Raw genomic sequence first — 17,489 nt, forward strand, 5'->3', positions numbered from 1 at the left:
TAGCGCACGAAACGTCAATTAAACTAATTATCTCTCCAACTCTTTTCTAAGAAGCCCTTATACATAAGCACAAGGGCCGTTTCCTTTAATGTGCTTACGAATGATGAATGGTTTCATCTTCATCTGGTTGGACAGCATCCGGGATTTTTAATCCTGGTCCTCCCATTGTTCTTTTTATTTCAAGTTCTTGCAAAGTGGGTGTTTGCCAAATTTTTGTCACTTGTTTCACCTCCTTTAATAAGAAAACGGTAAAGAATGAGTGTCCGCATCGCTATGCGAAAATCATCATCAAACACCTGGTTTGCTTGTGGTTGCTGAATACGCTTTAGATGGTTCCGGATGACTGACACATCGATAAAGTACTGAATGCGCTGATCGTTTAGTGCTTTTTCCATTTCATTTAGAAAAGACGACCAATTTGGTAGGAGACGCAGCAGCCCATCTGCACCTTGCACACCCTTGCTTTTCACATTTAATCGATTAAGATTCGGTAAATATCCTTTTGTTGCTCTACGAATAAAGGCACGATTGAATCCATTTTTCACAAATTGATCCTCCGGAAGCGATAAACAAAAACGGACCACTCGTAAATCATCTGTAGGATCTCTAGGAATTACTCCATATTTCAAGGCCATTTTTGCGCCATATACCCCTGTTGTATGCCAATAATAGAGGTCATTGAATTGTTTTTCTCTCACTTGATATGCATTAGTTAGCCCGTTCCCCGCTTGGTCAATGCCGTTGTCTCTTAATTTTTCATACACCTTTGTTTGCCTTGCAAATGCAGGATGAATAAATTGTGGAAAAGGATGCCCCCGATTCACATGGGATGCTCTTATTTTTTTATTTATAATAGTCGACCAAACTTTTTTTCGATCAACACCTAAAGCGATACTATAGGAATTAGTCTCTTTAAAAAAATGTAATAATCGATACTTTTTAAGAAGACTTGCATAGTAATCAAGCGCTGGACCCCAAGAAATGGTCCAATTGCCACGTTGGCCATTGAGGAGAATACCTATATCTAAAGCTGATGCTTGTTCGTAAATCCCTCGTAACCAATACGTATTATCGAAGTATTTATAAGGTGATTCAATCACATTCAACCACTCATCCATTTCTGTATAAGCATTACGGTCAGAGAAAGATAAGAAGTGCGGAACGAGAGTAGGGTATAGCTTAAGCATCTCTTCAATCCATGGTCTTTCGTTCGCTTGTCTGCTTTTGGGTGTCCAATCGTCAAACTTGGGAATAGGGATGTAACTGAAAGTATGTAACGGTTCCCCTTGTAATGATTTGGCCGCAAATGCAGTGACTGTACCTGAATCCAACCCCCCACTTAAATGAGCACCTTTTCCCTTAAATGTTCTTAATTTAGAATCAACTACTTTTTGAAATAATTCTTGAAATGCTTCAATATATTGTTCATCATTCTTTAGTTTAAGCGGTTCTCTTTCTTCTAGTAGGTGACAGTATTGTTTAAACTGCGTATGATGTTTCGTTATCGTGATTGAGTGTGAAGGTGGAATTTGATAGATTGATTGATAGACTGTTGAGGTTAAATCTACTGATTCTATCGTTAATGGATTAGCAAGATATTCAGCGATCCAGTTCTCATTATATGTATCTTCTACTTCTGGTAAAGTCAGTAGTGCACCCATAGTCGATGCGAATGAAAAGAACAAAGCATTTTTAGTAAAATATAATGTTCTCGTGCCTGAGAAATCTCTAGCTCCAAACCATGTTTGTTTTTTGTCATTCCAAATCATGAATACAAAATCACCGACTAAAAACCTAGGACAATCTTCTCCCCATTTTTCATAGGCATATAAAATCAGTTGACTATCGGTAATCATATATCTCTCATACTTCCGAATATTTAATAGCTGGTATAAGTCTTCGCGATTATCAATAATACTATTGCATATAATAGCTAACCCTTTTTCTCGATTATAATAAGGAATTTCCTCACCCATAGATTGTGGTGTAATCCAATTTAAAGAACAACTTAAGAATAGGCGGCGCTCTCTTATTGTTTGCACTTGATCATAACGGAACCCTTGAAACTGTTGCAACATCCTATCCCCATAATGAACGGGAATTTCCCACTCATTGAAGCTCCATATACCAGTAATTGCTGTCATGCGCTACCTCCCTCTTTGTTAGTTCTTTATAAAGAACATGTAAGTACTTTTAAACTAACATCATACAAATCAACTGTCAATATTGTTTTTGATACAAATGGCTTATTTTTTTAAAATTAAAGTTATTTTGTTTATTGCTAAAATGAGCCTGCCTTTCATTCTCGTGAAGTAAAAAAAGTCTGGTTGAAATGTAAAAAAATTTACAATTATACCAGACTTACTCTATTCCACTTTTACTGTTCATCATCCCAAATAGCAAATGCCCATTCAGGATTATCAATGAAGGGATTGCGGTTATTTTGAAATTCTTCATAGATGAATTGATTTCTACGTTGTTCATTCTCATCTACAGGGTCCTCTTTATGCCACTTTAACAAAACGGATAATTTTCCATGCAAAGGCGTGCGTCCATTATTGACTCTATCGTTCAATTCTAAATCTAACTCGCCATCATCTCCCTCATAACGTACCGCCATATAGAAAAGCATTCTGGCAATATCACCCTTCACTTCATCACGAGGTTCAAAAGAATCATGATCATAATAATTACCCTTTGCTTCCTGATGTTCTTTTCCACCATTATCAAAATCTAAGTTTCCTCTAGAAGCATTTACACTTACATCCGTCGGCCTTAAATGATGCAGGTCTGTTCCTACACCTGGATCAGTATCAAATCCACCATGGGATTTTGCCCAAATATGTTCACGGTTCCAGTCATCTGCATCTGGACCTTTTAAGTCCTTGTCTTGCGATCTTCCACTATAGAATAAAATTACATTGTCTCTATTTTGTGGATCTTCATCTGTCACCATTAACGCTTCCCATACCTCACGATAAGTCAGTTCATTATGATCATCTATAATCTCATGAAGTGCTGCTTTTAATTCATCTCCCGTTTTCCCTTTTGCCTCTTTATAATAGTCACTATCAACCTGATAATCATTTGTTTGTCTTCCCTCTGTAAATGGGGATTCCCCTTCTGGCGTACAACTAACTAACAAGCTCAATAAAACTAATAATGGGATAAAAGAACGTATGCCCATTGTTTCCTCTCCTTCATAAAGTACTTAAAAGAATATTATCTATGAAAAATAAATATTTGAACAGCACCAACAGGAAGGTTTTATTTAATAGAAGTTTTCCTCCCCTCATATGACTATTTTTTATGCAATGAATGCTGAAAGTAATATCTATCTAAAAACTGCAGCAATGAATTGGAAATATCATTTTAGGCAGCTGAGTACTCTTCGTCGTTTTTTAATTTGAATTGGAGGGATTCCTTATATGAAGAAAAATTCATGAGTATGTCGGCAACGAAATTATAAACAGATTGTTTCCAAATGAAACTAGAGCAAATTCTCTATTAGAATTTGCTCTAGTTTCTTTCTATTTATTTCCATGTCTCTGTATTTTTTTTACTAAATCCCTTTTAGCGCCTCACCTATCGTTTCCTCCCCTGTAACGAGGTCGAATGATTTATGAATGGTCTGATCATTATGAAGCACCTCAACGATTGTTGCAGCCACATCTTCACGTGGAATTGTATTTCTTTCAAGAGAAGCAGCAGCCTTCACTTTCCCTATTCCTGGTTCATTTAATAAGCCACCAGGACGTACGATCGTGTAGTCTAATGAGCTATTCATCAGCATTTTATCAGCATAATGTTTAGCTGCCATATATGGCTCAATCGCTGACCATTTTTCTCGGTCATTCGCATGTATGGCACTAACCATCACAAATCTAGAAACGTCGGCTTTTTCCGCTGCTTCGATTGCTTTACCTGCGCCGTCTAAATCGATGAGCAATGTTTGGTCATATCCTGTATGGCCTCCTGATCCTGCTGTGAAGACAACAGCATCACATCCTTGCATAGCCTTAGCCAAATCTTCAACCGTACCAGTTAATGATGCATGGACCGCTTCCATCCCACGGTTTTTAAAATCAGTTAATTGTTCTTCTTTTCTTACCATTGCTACAGGTATATCACCGGTTGTTTCACTTAATTTATCCATCACTTGTTTACCAATTTGCCCGTTCGCTCCTATTACTAATACTTTCATTCTCTTTCTCCTCTCTTCCTTTTCATTTATCGGTGAAAATCGTTTATGAAAATGGATTTTCACCTATACTAAATAATACTATTTTCTAGGGGAGTTTATAAAATGCCACATTATCTGTATTCTTATTTCACTCGCTTACCATTGGTCTTTCGTATACTCATCATGGCACTGATGACAATTATCCTATTTGGCGGTTTTGTTCACTTATTAGAGCCAAATAGTTTTCCTACTTGGTTTGATGGTATCTGGTGGGCTGTCATAACTGCTTCAACTGTCGGGTATGGTGACTTTGTGCCTCACTCTGTTGTCGGAAGACTAGCAGGAATTGTCCTTGTTTTGACAGGAGCAGGTTTTATTGCTTCTTATTTCGTTGCATTGTCTACTGCCGCTGTCGCTAAGCAAAATGACTATATTCAAGGAAATTTCAAGTTTAAAGACCGTGATCATATTATTGTCATCGGTTGGAATGCTCGTTCGAGAGAAATTTTGAAAACGATATGTAGCTATGTTAATAGCGTACCCGTCACATTAATTGATGAAACATTGGAGGAAAATCCATTGCCCCACCAAAACCTTCATTTCGTCAAAGGCAATCCACAAAGAGATGATGTGCTCATGAAAGCAAGTGTAATGGACGCTAGACAATTGATTATTACCGCTGATCAAAACAAAGACGAACACCAAGCAGATATGCACAGTATCTTGACGTTAATTGCTGTTAAAGGAATGAATCCATCCTTACCTTGTATTGTAGAAATCCTAACAACTGAACAGATGAAAAATGCGAAGCGAGCAGGCGCAGATGAAATCGTGCAAACGAACTTATTAACAAGCTTTGTCATGATTAGTAGCCTTACTTCAAGAGAAATGGTTACGGCATTTCTCAGTTTACTAAGGCAAATTGATCAAAGAAGACTAGGTATTGAGCCCATATTGACTGACCATATTGGGGCTAATTTTCGTGATGTAAGTATTAGCTTAATGAATGAAGATATATTGATTCTTGGCATCAAACGAGGAGAAGAGATGATTATTCATCCCCCTCACCCGTTTTCACTTCAAGCAGAGGATTTGCTTATCACGATAAAAAATTAATATTGCAAAATCCCCTCTAGTTCTTTAACAAGCTCGTGACCTATAGCTACATATCTTTCGGTAACTTCTCCGTCCTTATCAACTGGTGCCTGAAATTGATTAAATGAAGCAGAGAAATTACCGATATTTGCGTTATTTTCATCAATATTGCTCTCGTAAATATGTGACAAGAGGTAAGGTGTTCCCAGTTCTACTGTACAATTGCTTGTATCTAATTGACCATCTATGGATTTGAAGGGTATACGTAAGAAATGATAACCATTGTTCGTATCAATCTTGTAATCAAACGCACCATGGTCATAATCCCAATTCCCTCCAATTGTATAACCCATTGGTTTTAATAACTGCTCCAGTTTAAACAAGTGATATTGCTTTCCCTCGATATTAGAATGAATTTCTCTCATTGCTTTCATTCCTTTCAACATCATATTTTGCTTAGTTTTACCCTATTCCCTCTCACTAATACTAGCGCTTTTCACTTCTCTTTAGGCTTCTTCGCAAAAATAGCTAACCTTAATGGACAAACATACAATCGTGATAAGTGCTCAACTCATAAGTTAAAGCAGATGAAGGGTAAATGTATACAGAGTGCCTTCAGTTAACCTCTTTTAAAAATACATCTATATAATTTTATTAACCCGTATGAAAGGAGAGAATTATGTAATGGCAGAATGTAATCGCAATGCAAATGGTGCCTGTTCTGATGCAGGTGGAATAAATACAAATGCAAACGGTGAAGCTGCTCACGCGGAGGGGAATTCAACGACTGCTGATGGTAATGCTTCTCATGCGGAGGGGTTTGAAACATTAGCTACTGGAGTCGCTTCTCATGTGGAAGGGAGCCAAACAAATGCTATTGGCACAGCTGCTCACACAGAGGGGTTTCAAACCACTTCTGTTAGTGACGCTTCTCATGCGGAAGGGAGTTTAACAACTGCTGAAGGTGAGTCAGCTCATGCGGAAGGAACACTCACCTTAGCCAGTGGTCTTAGTGCCCATGCAGAAGGGAATACAACAACAGCTAGTGGTGACTACACGCATGCGGAAGGAATGGACACTGAAGCAAGTGGTTTTGTTGCTCATACAGAAGGAAGAAGTACAGTTGCAAATAATTCTTATGCTCATGCGGAAGGCTTTCAGCCAAATGCTTCTGGGAGTATTTATCATGCAGAAGGGCAAGGGTCTATCGCTTCTGGTACTAACTCTCATGCAGAAGGATATTTAACGACTGCATCTGGCTCCACTTCACATGCAGAAGGTGGTACCAGCGTAGCATCTGATAGCTTTGCTCATGCAGAAGGTCTTTTCACCCAAGCAAGCGGTTATGTTTCTCACGCTGAAGGAAGTTCAACTGTTGCTTCAAATGCTTTTACCCATGCCGAGGGAATAGAAATGACAGCAGCAGGATACGCGTCGCACACCGAAGGATCTCGTACAAGAAGAGAAGGTATAAACGCTCACGCTGAAGGAAATACAACACTAGCAAGTGGGGATTATTCTCATGCAGAAGGAAGAGGAACCACCGCTAGTGGAAACTATGCACATGCAGAAGGGTTCAATAATATCGCCTCTGGAAATGGGGCCCATGTGGAAGGGGAGCGAATGCAAATAACGCTTCTTTACCCAATACTGCTTCTGGTAATAGTTCGCATACTGAAGGTTACGGAACCACCGCAAGCGGCACAGGTGCTCATGCAGAAGGTTTAAATACCCTATCTACAGCGAATGCCTCACATGCGGAGGGTGTCAACAATAACGCGACTGGTCAAGCCGCTCATGTAGAAGGACAAAATAATGTAGCCCAAGGTGTTTTTTCTCATGCTGAAGGGTTTCAAAATATAGCTACAAATATCGGTTCACATATAATGGGAATATATGGAGAAACAACAGACAATTATTCTTGGCATGTCGGTAATGGAACAAGTGCTAGCAACAGAGGTTCAGCTGCGCTACTCCAAGGATGTACAGGAGATTTATTTATCGATGGTACACTTCATGAAAATGGCGCTGACTATGCTGAAATGTTTGAAACGATTGATGGAAACAGCATTACACCAGGTAGATTTATCACATTACAAGGTAAAAAGGTGAAAATAGCAACCAGCGCAGACAGCTATATTTTAGGCATTACAAGTGCTGCCTCCGCCATTAAGGGGAATGCCGCTGAACTGCATTGGCATCATAAGTATCTAAAGAATCAATGGGGCCGTACTCAATATGAACAAATTCCAAGTGACTCTAATGATGAGTACCTCGCAAAGTAACGCGAGTGGCACCAAAATTAACCCCCGCATACGATTCACAGCAATCTTATATACCAAGAAGTAAACGTAAAGAGTGGGTAACAGTTGGATTACTCGGTCAATTGCTAGTGACTGATGATGGTAGTTGCTCAATTAATGGTTACTGTTTACCGAATGATGAAGGAATCGCCACATATTCAGAAACAGGTTACCGTGTGTTGGATAGAATAAGTTCTAATCAGATACTAGTCATGTTTAAATAGAGTTGGCAAGTACTATGGAAGGATCAAAGTTAACTGAGCACAGAGACGTTTCTCATAGCTATTATCGAGAGCTGGTTAACTTATAATTACCACTCTTAAGCCGGTTCTCCTATTTTTCGATTATCATTTCCACCTTTTGGCTCCTCTCAAGAATCTCCAAGGAATTATAATAGGCTACTTTTATGGAAAGAATGAAGTAGGATTACCCTAATTATAAAAGAGAGGATGGATGGATATGAAAGAAAAAATCATCTATATATATCACGATTTTGGAGGTACCCATACCACCTCTTTAGCCGCTGCCTATCACCTAAATATTTTGAGTGATACTAATTTAATACCAAGTAAAGAAGAGATTTTATCTGTTCCGTACTTTAACAAGCTAAAAAAGAAGGACGCTGGGGAGTTTATTTATCATGGAATTGATAGTGATGGTAATACGGTTTATACTATCGGGAGAAGATCATCCAAACTAACTGTAAAATCACTATATAATTTTAGTGAACTTTTATCTCTACAGCATCAAACTATGAATAAAAAAATAATATTTTCTAATACCTCTCCTGTTGTACCGTTAGCTATGACACTCGGAGGCTTTTTTTCACGAGGTCTTGGAATTGATTCCATAGGGGTGCCACTTTTAATTAAAGGGGCACAGCGTTGTAGCGAAAACATCTTTCAACTTGTAATGGAGACAAAAAAAGTGGCTAAAGAATCGAATCAATTAATCGTTAAAATCGAAAACAAAAAATACCAGGCTTGATGTTCTTTAAAGTATATAATAAGGTTGTCACTTATACAAAAAAACCCTTCTATATAGAGGGGTTTAACCATTTAAAAGTCTCATATAAGCTTGGTAACCTACAATTGCTGCTATTAATGATCCAATTAAAAATAAAACTGACCCACCCAATGTAAATAATCTTCCTATATAAATATTTTTAGCTTCTTCGATTTCAATTGAACTATTACTATTTTTATTCATATTGAACTATACCTCCATCTAAATAATCTAAGATATGAAGGATCTGAATAATATAAATCCTATACCTAAACGCCCAGAGTTGTTATTTTTGAATATACTTAAATTATATAATTAAAAAGAAGAACAGCTTTAAATGCATAAAATACCAACAACTTCTAAAACCACACAATGACGATATCAAATGCAATATTTTTCATCTAATAAATTTATGGTACAGTTCGTCTTTTAGCATTATGATATTAGCCTAGAAATGTTTCTTGGCTAATATCATCATTTCACCTGATTTTTTCTGCTTATCATATTTAATAATTGAGCTAAGAAATAAGGAGTTAAACAAATTGAGCATGATAATTGAATAATTATTTCTAATCCTAGATTAAGAACAAGTAAAAAAATTCTCCAGGATGCTTTAACAAAATTAAATAATGCAGTAAATGCGACAGGTATTTTAACTAGAGATCAAATCCCCTTATTAAAACTCTTTATATAATTACACCTAAAATAATATAAACCATTCCTTATTAGCATATAAGTTTTACTTGTTTTTTTTATTTATTTTTTCTATCATTTGCATTGTAGCTAAATATAGTTCTGTTTCTATTTTTTCTAGATTAACAAAATGGGTACTTAAATTTTCAATTTTGATATTTGGTGATCCCTTTATTTCCTGTAATAAATCTTCTAAACATATTATTAGTTTCCTATATGCTTTTACTAAAGATTTAAGCTCACTGTTCATTATTGTTGATTTTTCAGTATTTTCTATCGAAAATAAACAATTATAGCCTGAATTAATGCATTTAGTAATATTATCAATATATTCAATTTTATTTAATATAAGTCTATTCTTATTTATTTTTGGAGATATCACTTGAGAAATATTAATGATATTCCCACCAATTAGTTGTATTGTTTGTGCATATTGTTTACTCATAATAACACCCCCTTACTAACATTTCTCCTTAAAAAAAGTTTGTAAAAGAACTAAGTGACAAACTCTTTATTTATTGCGAATATTAAAATAAAAGATCCGATCACTTGTAACCAACTTCCAATGAAAAGTATTAAATCTCCTTTATCTCTAAAATTATTTAATATAAAGATATTCCCAATTGCTACAACAAAGGATCCGAAAGATATAAGTCCATTACCTAAAATGCCTAGAGCTCTAAAGTTTGAATCCTCCGAAATATATGCACCATATGCTTCAAGTCCTGCACCTAGACCTTGAACTTCACTACCAAGAGTATCAATGAGAATTCCATCTTCTTCTAACCCTGACAGTTCAATACTTATTCCTACCGCATTCCCTGTATTTCCTGCAGCTTCTAGCCATGCTCCTGTAATAGTATAAAGCTCTGAAGGTGTGACCTCTCTTTTGTCATTTAGTAGTAGCGTTCTCCCCACAGCCTGCAAAGAATTCCCAAATGCTTCAACTGAATTTCCTTCTACAATAAGATCCTTACCTAAATCTGTGCCCGTAAAAGATGATTCTGTTTGACCTATGCCCTCAACAACGGCACCTATAGCAAGTATAATGGCTCCAGAAATTACAAGCTTTTCTCCTGAAATAATCATTAACTTAATAATCCTTTCGACAACTAAAGGGGTAATTGATACTCTTACTTATTAAAGAGTTATGTGCCGTTGTTTTCATTTTAAGGTATTATATTTTCATAAATGTTCCCTATACCATCTTCAGCTAAAATCTGTTCTCCTCCAATTGCTTGTAGCCCTGCTCCTATGGATTGAAGTAAATCTCCGGCAACCGCAATTTCTTGAAATTTAAGCAATGTTAGATCGTCTAAAGTTTCTAATTGTTTAGTTACTCCAGTAGCCTCTACTAATTGTCCTATTGTTTGTACCCATATGCCAGATAATATTTTACCCTCCCCAGTTAAGTTTATATTGTCGTTATCTTTTAAGAGATATAGTTTAGTAAGAAGAACAGCTTCGGATAAAACGCCAACTACTTGTATCCACTGTGTAATTACAATATTGCTTTCGATGTTCTTAATTTTTTCTTCAACAGATTTCTCAGATTTATCAGTAGAATTAATTGGCATAAATAATGTCACTCCGGCTCTTTATTATTTTCCTTCTTTCTCTTGCTTTTCGTTCATCCATACTTTTTCTTTTTCACTGTTACTCACCTTTTATACATTATGATATCAGCCTACAAATGTTACTTGTTTAAATCAAAGTTTCCTCATAATTTGTAACCGCCATATAACTTCTCTAAAAAAACTATAATTTCACCTAAAGTCCATGAGTTACCATTATTGAAAGTTCTGAATGTGAAGAGATAAAATTGAAGGTAGAACAAATGAAAGAAATTTTACACAAAGCTTTTAAAGAACCATGGGCGGTGTATCTCCTAAACGATTAAACATTATTTACCACATGCCTTGACCTGTATTAAAGGTGCTCGTTCCCCGTTACCCTTTGAATAGATACCCTAATTAAAAAAAGAGCTTAATCATTTTTTCTTCGGTAGCTCTTTTAAAAAGAAATTCTTTCGTCATAGGGTCTTCAAATCACTATGTACCAAAGACAAGCCTCAGCTATAAATTCTTTTACTTAATGGGGAGGAATGAGAATTGTTTTTCACCAATTTTCACCTTATTCCCTATAGCGGCCTTCCACCCTCTGTTTAGAGCATGGGTGAAACCGTTGAGTTTGTTCATCACCATTATTCTCAGTACTAGTAGTCTTAATAATTCTTGTGGACAAATTCCTTAATTTTTCAAATTGCATATTCTAAACTGATTTAGATTAAGGAGTTGATTAAATGTACTATATGAGTAAGCCAATACAATTCAGAGACAATCACGAACTTATAATGGATATTTCTAAAGCCATTAATGGTGAGTACTCTGCAATTAATTGTTATAAGAAACTTCAGCAATTAGCACCTAATGAGAAAACTAGGACTATTATTAAAGAAATAAGACAAGATGAGAAAAAACATTTTAGGATTTTTAACGAAATATACAGACAACTAACAGGGCATGAGCATTCGCCTCAATTAACTGATCAATGTCCAAATTCTTATCAAACTGGTTTAGATTATTCATTTAACGATGAGCAACAAACTGTGGATTTCTATTTAGAAATTGCCGATAAAACCAGTGACCCATATATTAAAGAACAATTTATTAGAGCAGCTAAAGATGAGCAAAATCATGCTGTTTGGTTTGTCTATTTAATGAATAGAGGATATTAATTTTCATTATTCTTCAAAACATAACAAAAAAGTAGTAATATAAACCCTTCACGCTATAAATACCGATACCGGGATAAACAAACCCATAGCCAATATGTATTTCATTTACTGATCTTCATTTACTGATCTTATGTTTCGGTACGCTTATCTAGTAAACGAAAACAACCTAGGGCATTTCTCTATCTATGACCTATTCGGACTTTCAGTATCGAAGCAAGGAAGTGCTCGGTGGATGGAAAGTAGCATCTAAGACCAACCAGGTCTTATTTTTTTAAAAATAAGAGCATATATTTTAGAGGAGAATGTAAAAATTGTTGATTAACATACCTAAAAGGAGATATTGAAGGTTATATGAAAAGAGGCTGGGTATCATTTGAAGAAATACAAGTTAATCTTGGACATAGAAACCTTATGATTGATAAAATCTCAAAAATATATGGCTGATCTATAGACTTTATGCATGAATTGTGGTCAATCAGCCATATACAATTGTTTTATGTTTACTTATTAGACCATTAAGAGTTGAAGGCTTTTATTTCAAGCGTTCTTCAAGCTCTTTTTTCTTCTCTTCATAACCTGGTTTACCTAGCAATGCAAACATATTCACTTTATATTCTTCCACACCAGGTTGGTCAAATGGATTCACCCCAAGTAAATACCCGCTAATAGCGCAAGCTTTTTCAAAGAAATAGACAAGATAACCAAAAGTGAATGCATCCATTGCTGGAATCGTTACAATGAGGTTAGGTACATCTCCATCTGTGTGGGCAAGCATTGTTCCTTGAAATGCTTTATGATTCACAAAATCAATCGATTGATTAGCTAAATAGTTTAAACCATCTAAGTCATTTTCAAGGTTTTCAATTTTCACTTCATGTCGTGGTTTCTTCACTTTAATAACTGTTTCAAATAAATCTCTTCTACCTTCTTGCACATATTGACCAAGTGAATGAAGATCAGTAGAAAAATTGGCAGATGAAGGATAAATTCCTTTTTGATCTTTTCCTTCACTTTCACCAAATAATTGCTTCCACCATTCTGAAAAGTATTGTAACCCCGGCTCATAATTAACAAGCATTTCAATTGTTTTGCCCTTATTATAAAGGACATTCCTTACTGCTGCATATTGATATGCGATATTCTCTTCTATATCGGCAGAACTTAACTCTTTACGAGCGGCTTCAGCCCCCTCCATTACTTGATTAATATCAATATTCGCAACGGCAACTGGTAATAATCCAACGGCTGTTAACACAGAGTATCTTCCACCAATATCATCCGGAATAATAAATGACTCATAGCCTTCTTCATTCGCTAATGTTTTTAACGCGCCCTTTTCTTTATCAGTGGTAGCGTAAATTCGTTTTCTAGCTTCCTCTACGCCATATTTCTCTTCTAATATTTTTCGAAATAAACGAAAGGCAATTGCTGGTTCTGTCGTTGTTCCAGATTTAGAAATGACATTAATAGAAAAGTCTTTACCTTCCAATAAATCGATGACATCATGTATATAACTTGAGCTAATATTATTGCCTACAAAAACGATTTGAGGTGTTTTCCTTTTTTCTTTTGAAAGAGCATTATAAAAACTATGTTGTAACATCTCAATAGCAGCTCTTGCGCCAAGGTAAGAACCACCAATTCCGATTACTAAAAGAACATCAGAATCTTGCTTGACTTTTGTTGCTGCCTGTTGAATTCTTGCAAATTCCTCGCGATCATAATTTTTCGGTAAATCTACCCACCCTAAGAATTCATGACCTGCTCCTGTTTTATTTTCTATAGCGGTATGCGCTGCTGTTACCGCTCCTTTTAAGTATGATAATTCATGCTCACTAAAAAAGCTAAACGCTTTCGTATAATCAAACTGTATATGAGTCATCGTTATTCCTCCGCTTATGTATTTCATGAATCAATAGTCCTCTATCACTTTATCGAAAGACAAGGAATTTTTCAAGAATCAGTCTTCGCCACCGACGGTTTGCACAACCAGTTTAACCGTTATATAGTTCATGATTACATCATTTCCAAAAATAAGGTTTATAACCCATCACTCGTGCATAAGCCAAATTATCCTTCACATTTTTTACTATGCTTGTATAAAGCAAACTCATACCAGGTGATCACATTTCCATTAAACCCAAATATGATAAGAACCTATAAAGAAAGCTCCCGTTTCACACGAGAGCTTCTTCCTTATAATGCTGAACGATAGATTGAAAGAACATCCTCTTTATCTAATACTTGAAAACGACCAAAAGGACCATTATGAACGGCTTTATTTGCCATATCTTCTAGTTTGCTATCGTCTATACCATAATCTGATAATTGTTCTGGTGCATCAATACTGTTCCAAAACAGTCTTAAACGAGCAATCCCTTCTAATGCGACTTCCTCATCTGTTTTACCTGTTGGATCGACTTCAAACACTCTTATTGCTAATTGTTTCATTCTCTCAGGCTTGGCATGTAATGTATGCTTAATCCAATGAGGGAATAAAATGGCCAAACCGCCACCATGAGGGATATCATAGACTGCCGAAACGGCATGTTCAATATTATGCGTTGCCCAGTCTCCTTTATAACCCATATTGAGAATACCGTTTAACGCCATTGTACCGCTATATAAAATGGTCGCACGATGCTCATAATTTTCTAAGTCATCTATTAGTTTTGGAGCTGTATCCATTATCGTTGTTAAGAGAGATTCGCACATACGATCTTGAAAGTCCGTATTTTCTTCCAAATGGAAATAATGCTCAAGTACATGAGACATCATATCGACTATGCCATAAATCGTTTGGTCTCTTGGCACTGAATATGTATGTTCTGGATCTAAAATTGAAAATTGAGGGAATACAGCTGGGCTTCCCCAAGACAATTTTTCATGTGTTTCCCAATTAGTAATGACCGCTCCAGAATTCATTTCAGAACCCGTTGCAGCTAATGTAAGGACAGTACCAAAGGGAATCGCTTCTTCCATTCTTACTTTATTTGTCACCATATCCCAAGCATCACCAGCAAATTTCGTTGCCCCCGCAATAGCTTTTGTACAATCGATAACACTCCCACCACCAACAGCTAGAATGAAATCAATTTCTTTCTCGCGGCAAATATTCACACCTTCACGAACAGAAGAGACACGAGGATTTGGATCAACCCCACCTAGTTCATACACTTCTGCATCCATTTTCTCAAGCTCATTCATTACCTTATCATATAGACCATTCCTTTTAATACTTCCACCACCATAAACTACCAGCACCTTACGGCCAAAAGGAGAAATCTCTTCACTTAATTTACTAAGTTCACCTTTACCAAAAATCAATCTCGTTGGATTCCAAAATGTAAAATTCTCCATTCTATCACCTTCCTTTTTTGTTATTATCATTTTTTTTACTAAGGATTGCAAAGAATACATCTTTTTTTATTTATTTTAAAAAATAAAATAAATGCCTCTCTGTAATTGTTTCTCCCAAGAAACTAAATGATTCTTTCATTCAACAAAAAAAGACACCGAGATTTCCCGGTGTCTTCTATGAAGCTGAACTAGCTTATTTTTTGATTAAATCTTCACGCTCAGATTGTGCAATCCACTCTTGCAACTTATCTTTTAGTGTATTGAAACCTTGGCTACCATTATCCTCTACTTTTTGAGCTACAGGATTATTTGGACGCTTACGAGGTTTTTTCTCTTTTTCTGTTGGAGCTGGTGCTTCTTGTGTTGCACGAATAGAAAGACCGATTTTTCCGGCATTTTCATCAATAGAAAGTACTTTTACTTGTACTTCATCTCCAACACTTAAATGTTCATTAATATCTTTAACGAAGCCATGAGTAACTTCTGAAATGTGAACAAGTCCTTGTGTATTTTCATCTAATGCAACAAAGGCACCATAAGGTTGAATACCTGTTACTTTACCAGTAATCACGCTGCCTACTTCAATTTTCTCTGACATGGGAACACTCCTAATTATTAATATTTTATCGTTTATATACGCAATAAAAAATTATATCATACTCTGTAGCTAATATCAAAAGTAAAATGGATAGTCAATAAATAGTCACAATTAATTAACGAAATGTTCATACAATTATCCATTAAAAAAGTTTATTGGTGGTAAAATAAAATATAGAAGGGGGGATAAAAATGAATCACATTGGTGAAAACATTCGCTTAGTCCGTGAACAACATGGGTTAACAAGATTTGAACTTGCAAAAAGAGCGCGGGTAGGTAGTGCAGTAATCGAAAGATATGAGTCAGGTATTTCCACCCCAGATACGCTAACAATCCTCAAGCTATGTACAATATTGGACATCCCAGTATCAACTATTACAAATCCACAAGTTGACCTTCAAAATCAGAACGAGTTGAACCATCCTATGCTTCATCAACAGGATACGAATGAAACTATTTCCAATTTTTACGTATAAACATGTAGGTATTCGGAAAGGCTTGTATTGTAAGTCTTTCTAGAATTCCCCCTTTGTTGAAGGCAATCTGTTATAGGATTGCCTATTTTTTATTTTATGCCGAAAATACAATGTTTCTCCTTGTAAGTAATGGCCACGAATGATATGACTTATAGTAACACCTTACATCACTGTAAAGAAATGAGGACAACCATTGCCAAACGATAAAATGCTTCTAAATGGAAATGACTTTTATTATGAATATTACCCACACCCAACCCCTAAACAATCATTTGTATTATTGCATGGGTTTCTTTCTTCCAGTTTTAGTTTTCGAAAGCTCATACCATTGCTACAAAAAGAAAATACAGTACTCACAATTGACCTCCCACCATTTGGGAAGAGCGGAAAAGCAAAAAAGTTTATCTACTCTTATGAAAATATTGCTTCAACTATTATTTTACTTCTTGAAAAATTATCTATTCAACAAATCGTGATGGTTGGGCATTCAATGGGAGGACAAATTTGCCTAAACATTGCTCATCAAAGACCAGACTTGCTCGAGGCTGTAGTCTTATTATGTAGCTCTTCTTATCTACCGAAAATGCCAGCAAAGTATGTTTACGCAAGTCACCTACCTTTCTTTTCTCATTTTGTAAAAAGATATCTTGAGAAATCAGGTGTAGAAAAAAACTTAAACAACGTTGTATATGAAAAAGAAATGATTGATGATGCCATGAGGGATGGTTATCTAGAACCATTTTTAAACAAGGATATCTTCTATTCCTTAGCGAGAATGATACGTGACCGGGAGGGAGATTTGGATGAGACCTTATTAAAAACAATTAACACTCCTTGTTTACTCATATGGGGGGAGGCAGACAAGGTGGTCCCTCTCTCTATCGGTCAAAGGTTACAGGGAGACCTACCGCATAGCGAATTACATATCCTTAAGCAGGCAGGACATCTTATACCCGAAGAAAAGCCTGAGGAGATTGTAGCAATTATCGAACAATATTTACAGAAAAAAGAGAATGGTGGGGTGAGATAATTTTTATTC

The 17,489-nt window shown here is 36.0% G+C and carries 20 protein-coding genes; 8 read left to right on the top strand and 12 right to left on the bottom strand.

Annotated elements, in window-relative coordinates:
* Nucleotides 1-94 precede the first annotated feature (94 nt).
* From U9M49_RS19390 to U9M49_RS19405, 4 genes are all read right to left on the bottom strand, one after another.
* Nucleotides 95-220, bottom strand: a complete 126-nt coding sequence (locus U9M49_RS19390; RefSeq protein WP_157733906.1) for a paeninodin family lasso peptide — start codon at nt 218-220, stop codon at nt 95-97.
* Nucleotides 180-2,144, bottom strand: a complete 1,965-nt coding sequence (locus U9M49_RS19395) for an asparagine synthase-related protein (RefSeq protein WP_095372089.1) — start codon at nt 2,142-2,144, stop codon at nt 180-182. The genes U9M49_RS19390 and U9M49_RS19395 overlap by 41 nt, the downstream gene beginning before the upstream one ends.
* Nucleotides 2,145-2,377: 233 nt before the next feature.
* Nucleotides 2,378-3,187 carry an endonuclease I family protein gene (locus tag U9M49_RS19400; RefSeq protein WP_095372088.1) on the bottom strand — a complete coding sequence of 270 codons (810 nt, stop codon included), beginning with the start codon at nt 3,185-3,187 and terminating at the stop codon, nt 2,378-2,380.
* Between the two features lie 375 nt (nt 3,188-3,562).
* Entirely contained in the window at nt 3,563-4,204 is a 642-nt protein-coding gene (locus tag U9M49_RS19405) for an SDR family oxidoreductase (protein ID WP_322910405.1), read from the bottom strand.
* A 75-nt stretch (nt 4,205-4,279) separates the two neighbouring features.
* Between U9M49_RS19405 and U9M49_RS19410 the strand changes: the two genes are divergently transcribed.
* Complete coding sequence (locus U9M49_RS19410; RefSeq protein ID WP_322910439.1) at nt 4,280-5,299, top strand: potassium channel family protein; 1,020 nt, start codon at nt 4,280-4,282, stop codon at nt 5,297-5,299.
* Here the strand turns inward: U9M49_RS19410 and U9M49_RS19415 are convergent.
* Nucleotides 5,296-5,703 carry a YugN-like family protein gene (locus U9M49_RS19415; RefSeq protein WP_095373616.1) on the bottom strand — a complete coding sequence of 136 codons (408 nt, stop codon included), beginning with the start codon at nt 5,701-5,703 and terminating at the stop codon, nt 5,296-5,298. The two genes, U9M49_RS19410 and U9M49_RS19415, sit on opposite strands and share 4 nt — an antisense overlap.
* 259 nt (nt 5,704-5,962) lie before the next feature.
* Here U9M49_RS19415 and U9M49_RS19420 point away from each other — a divergent pair, with 259 nt between their 5' ends.
* The 4 genes from U9M49_RS19420 to U9M49_RS19435 all read left to right on the top strand — a co-directional run bounded on the left by U9M49_RS19420 (nt 5,963) and on the right by U9M49_RS19435 (nt 8,568).
* A complete protein-coding gene (locus U9M49_RS19420; RefSeq protein ID WP_322910406.1) occupies nt 5,963-7,006 on the top strand; it encodes a hypothetical protein in 1,044 nt (347 codons plus the stop codon).
* Nucleotides 7,007-7,164: 158 nt separating this feature from the next.
* Nucleotides 7,165-7,563: a peptidase G2 autoproteolytic cleavage domain-containing protein gene (locus U9M49_RS19425; RefSeq protein ID WP_322910407.1), complete on the top strand. Its 399-nt coding sequence runs from the start codon at nt 7,165-7,167 to the stop codon at nt 7,561-7,563.
* A gap of 5 nt (nt 7,564-7,568) precedes the next feature.
* On the top strand, nt 7,569-7,805 hold the full coding sequence (locus U9M49_RS19430; RefSeq protein ID WP_322910408.1) for a peptidase G2 autoproteolytic cleavage domain-containing protein: 237 nt from the start codon (nt 7,569-7,571) through the stop codon (nt 7,803-7,805).
* Nucleotides 7,806-8,052: 247 nt separating this feature from the next.
* Nucleotides 8,053-8,568: a DUF3189 family protein gene (locus tag U9M49_RS19435; protein WP_180317064.1), complete on the top strand. Its 516-nt coding sequence runs from the start codon at nt 8,053-8,055 to the stop codon at nt 8,566-8,568.
* 63 nt (nt 8,569-8,631) lie between these two features.
* On the opposite strand, the gene U9M49_RS19440 is transcribed toward U9M49_RS19435, so the two are convergent.
* The 4 genes from U9M49_RS19440 to U9M49_RS19455 all read right to left on the bottom strand — a co-directional run bounded on the left by U9M49_RS19440 (nt 8,632) and on the right by U9M49_RS19455 (nt 10,856).
* Nucleotides 8,632-8,790, bottom strand: a complete 159-nt coding sequence (locus U9M49_RS19440; RefSeq protein ID WP_180316939.1) for a hypothetical protein — start codon at nt 8,788-8,790, stop codon at nt 8,632-8,634.
* Between the two features lie 535 nt (nt 8,791-9,325).
* A complete protein-coding gene (locus U9M49_RS19445; protein WP_095372083.1) occupies nt 9,326-9,724 on the bottom strand; it encodes a hypothetical protein in 399 nt (132 codons plus the stop codon).
* Nucleotides 9,725-9,774: 50 nt separating this feature from the next.
* A complete protein-coding gene (locus U9M49_RS19450) occupies nt 9,775-10,368 on the bottom strand; it encodes a DUF6944 family repetitive protein (protein ID WP_095372082.1) in 594 nt (197 codons plus the stop codon).
* An 80-nt stretch (nt 10,369-10,448) separates the two neighbouring features.
* The gene (locus tag U9M49_RS19455) at nt 10,449-10,856 is read right to left on the bottom strand and encodes a hypothetical protein (RefSeq protein WP_095372081.1); all 408 of its coding nucleotides are present in this window, start codon (nt 10,854-10,856) and stop codon (nt 10,449-10,451) included.
* A gap of 725 nt (nt 10,857-11,581) precedes the next feature.
* Between U9M49_RS19455 and U9M49_RS19460 the strand changes: the two genes are divergently transcribed.
* Nucleotides 11,582-12,016, top strand: a complete 435-nt coding sequence (locus U9M49_RS19460; RefSeq protein ID WP_095372080.1) for a ferritin family protein — start codon at nt 11,582-11,584, stop codon at nt 12,014-12,016.
* Nucleotides 12,017-12,548: 532 nt separating this feature from the next.
* On the opposite strand, the gene U9M49_RS19465 is transcribed toward U9M49_RS19460, so the two are convergent.
* The 3 genes from U9M49_RS19465 to yugI form a co-directional block, all read right to left on the bottom strand.
* Nucleotides 12,549-13,898: a glucose-6-phosphate isomerase gene (locus U9M49_RS19465; protein WP_095372079.1), complete on the bottom strand. Its 1,350-nt coding sequence runs from the start codon at nt 13,896-13,898 to the stop codon at nt 12,549-12,551.
* Nucleotides 13,899-14,212: 314 nt separating this feature from the next.
* Nucleotides 14,213-15,376 (bottom strand): iron-containing alcohol dehydrogenase, encoded by a 1,164-nt coding sequence (locus tag U9M49_RS19470; RefSeq protein ID WP_095372078.1) that lies wholly within the window; start codon nt 15,374-15,376, stop codon nt 14,213-14,215.
* 193 nt (nt 15,377-15,569) lie between these two features.
* Nucleotides 15,570-15,974: a S1 domain-containing post-transcriptional regulator GSP13 gene (gene yugI / locus U9M49_RS19475; protein ID WP_095372077.1), complete on the bottom strand. Its 405-nt coding sequence runs from the start codon at nt 15,972-15,974 to the stop codon at nt 15,570-15,572.
* A gap of 191 nt (nt 15,975-16,165) precedes the next feature.
* On the opposite strand from yugI, the gene U9M49_RS19480 reads away from it, so the two are divergent.
* Complete coding sequence (locus tag U9M49_RS19480) at nt 16,166-16,450, top strand: helix-turn-helix domain-containing protein (protein ID WP_095372076.1); 285 nt, start codon at nt 16,166-16,168, stop codon at nt 16,448-16,450.
* A 193-nt stretch (nt 16,451-16,643) separates the two neighbouring features.
* Nucleotides 16,644-17,480, top strand: coding sequence for an alpha/beta fold hydrolase (locus U9M49_RS19485; RefSeq protein ID WP_233435204.1), 837 nt, complete (start codon nt 16,644-16,646; stop codon nt 17,478-17,480).
* Nucleotides 17,481-17,489 lie beyond the last annotated feature (9 nt).

This window comes from Cytobacillus sp. OWB-43 (genome assembly GCF_034651445.1).
Lineage (GTDB): Bacteria > Bacillota > Bacilli > Bacillales > Cytobacillaceae > Cytobacillus > Cytobacillus kochii.

What these genes read in the sequence shown, in the direction of transcription:
- U9M49_RS19455 (WP_095372081.1), bottom strand. Translation starts at nt 10,856, where the DNA reads ATGCCAATTAATTCTACTGATAAATCTGAGAAATCTGTTGAAGAAAAA.
- U9M49_RS19425 (WP_322910407.1), top strand. Translation starts at nt 7,165, where the DNA reads ATGGGAATATATGGAGAAACAACAGACAATTATTCTTGGCATGTCGGT.
- U9M49_RS19480 (WP_095372076.1), top strand. Translation starts at nt 16,166, where the DNA reads ATGAATCACATTGGTGAAAACATTCGCTTAGTCCGTGAACAACATGGG.
- U9M49_RS19470 (WP_095372078.1), bottom strand. Translation starts at nt 15,376, where the DNA reads ATGGAGAATTTTACATTTTGGAATCCAACGAGATTGATTTTTGGTAAA.
- U9M49_RS19415 (WP_095373616.1), bottom strand. Translation starts at nt 5,703, where the DNA reads ATGAGAGAAATTCATTCTAATATCGAGGGAAAGCAATATCACTTGTTT.
- U9M49_RS19445 (WP_095372083.1), bottom strand. Translation starts at nt 9,724, where the DNA reads ATGAGTAAACAATATGCACAAACAATACAACTAATTGGTGGGAATATC.
- U9M49_RS19405 (WP_322910405.1), bottom strand. Translation starts at nt 4,204, where the DNA reads ATGAAAGTATTAGTAATAGGAGCGAACGGGCAAATTGGTAAACAAGTG.
- U9M49_RS19395 (WP_095372089.1), bottom strand. Translation starts at nt 2,144, where the DNA reads ATGACAGCAATTACTGGTATATGGAGCTTCAATGAGTGGGAAATTCCC.
- U9M49_RS19420 (WP_322910406.1), top strand. Translation starts at nt 5,963, where the DNA reads ATGGCAGAATGTAATCGCAATGCAAATGGTGCCTGTTCTGATGCAGGT.
- U9M49_RS19440 (WP_180316939.1), bottom strand. Translation starts at nt 8,790, where the DNA reads ATGAATAAAAATAGTAATAGTTCAATTGAAATCGAAGAAGCTAAAAAT.
- U9M49_RS19450 (WP_095372082.1), bottom strand. Translation starts at nt 10,368, where the DNA reads ATGATTATTTCAGGAGAAAAGCTTGTAATTTCTGGAGCCATTATACTT.
- U9M49_RS19400 (WP_095372088.1), bottom strand. Translation starts at nt 3,187, where the DNA reads ATGGGCATACGTTCTTTTATCCCATTATTAGTTTTATTGAGCTTGTTA.
- U9M49_RS19460 (WP_095372080.1), top strand. Translation starts at nt 11,582, where the DNA reads ATGTACTATATGAGTAAGCCAATACAATTCAGAGACAATCACGAACTT.
- yugI (WP_095372077.1), bottom strand. Translation starts at nt 15,974, where the DNA reads ATGTCAGAGAAAATTGAAGTAGGCAGCGTGATTACTGGTAAAGTAACA.
- U9M49_RS19465 (WP_095372079.1), bottom strand. Translation starts at nt 13,898, where the DNA reads ATGACTCATATACAGTTTGATTATACGAAAGCGTTTAGCTTTTTTAGT.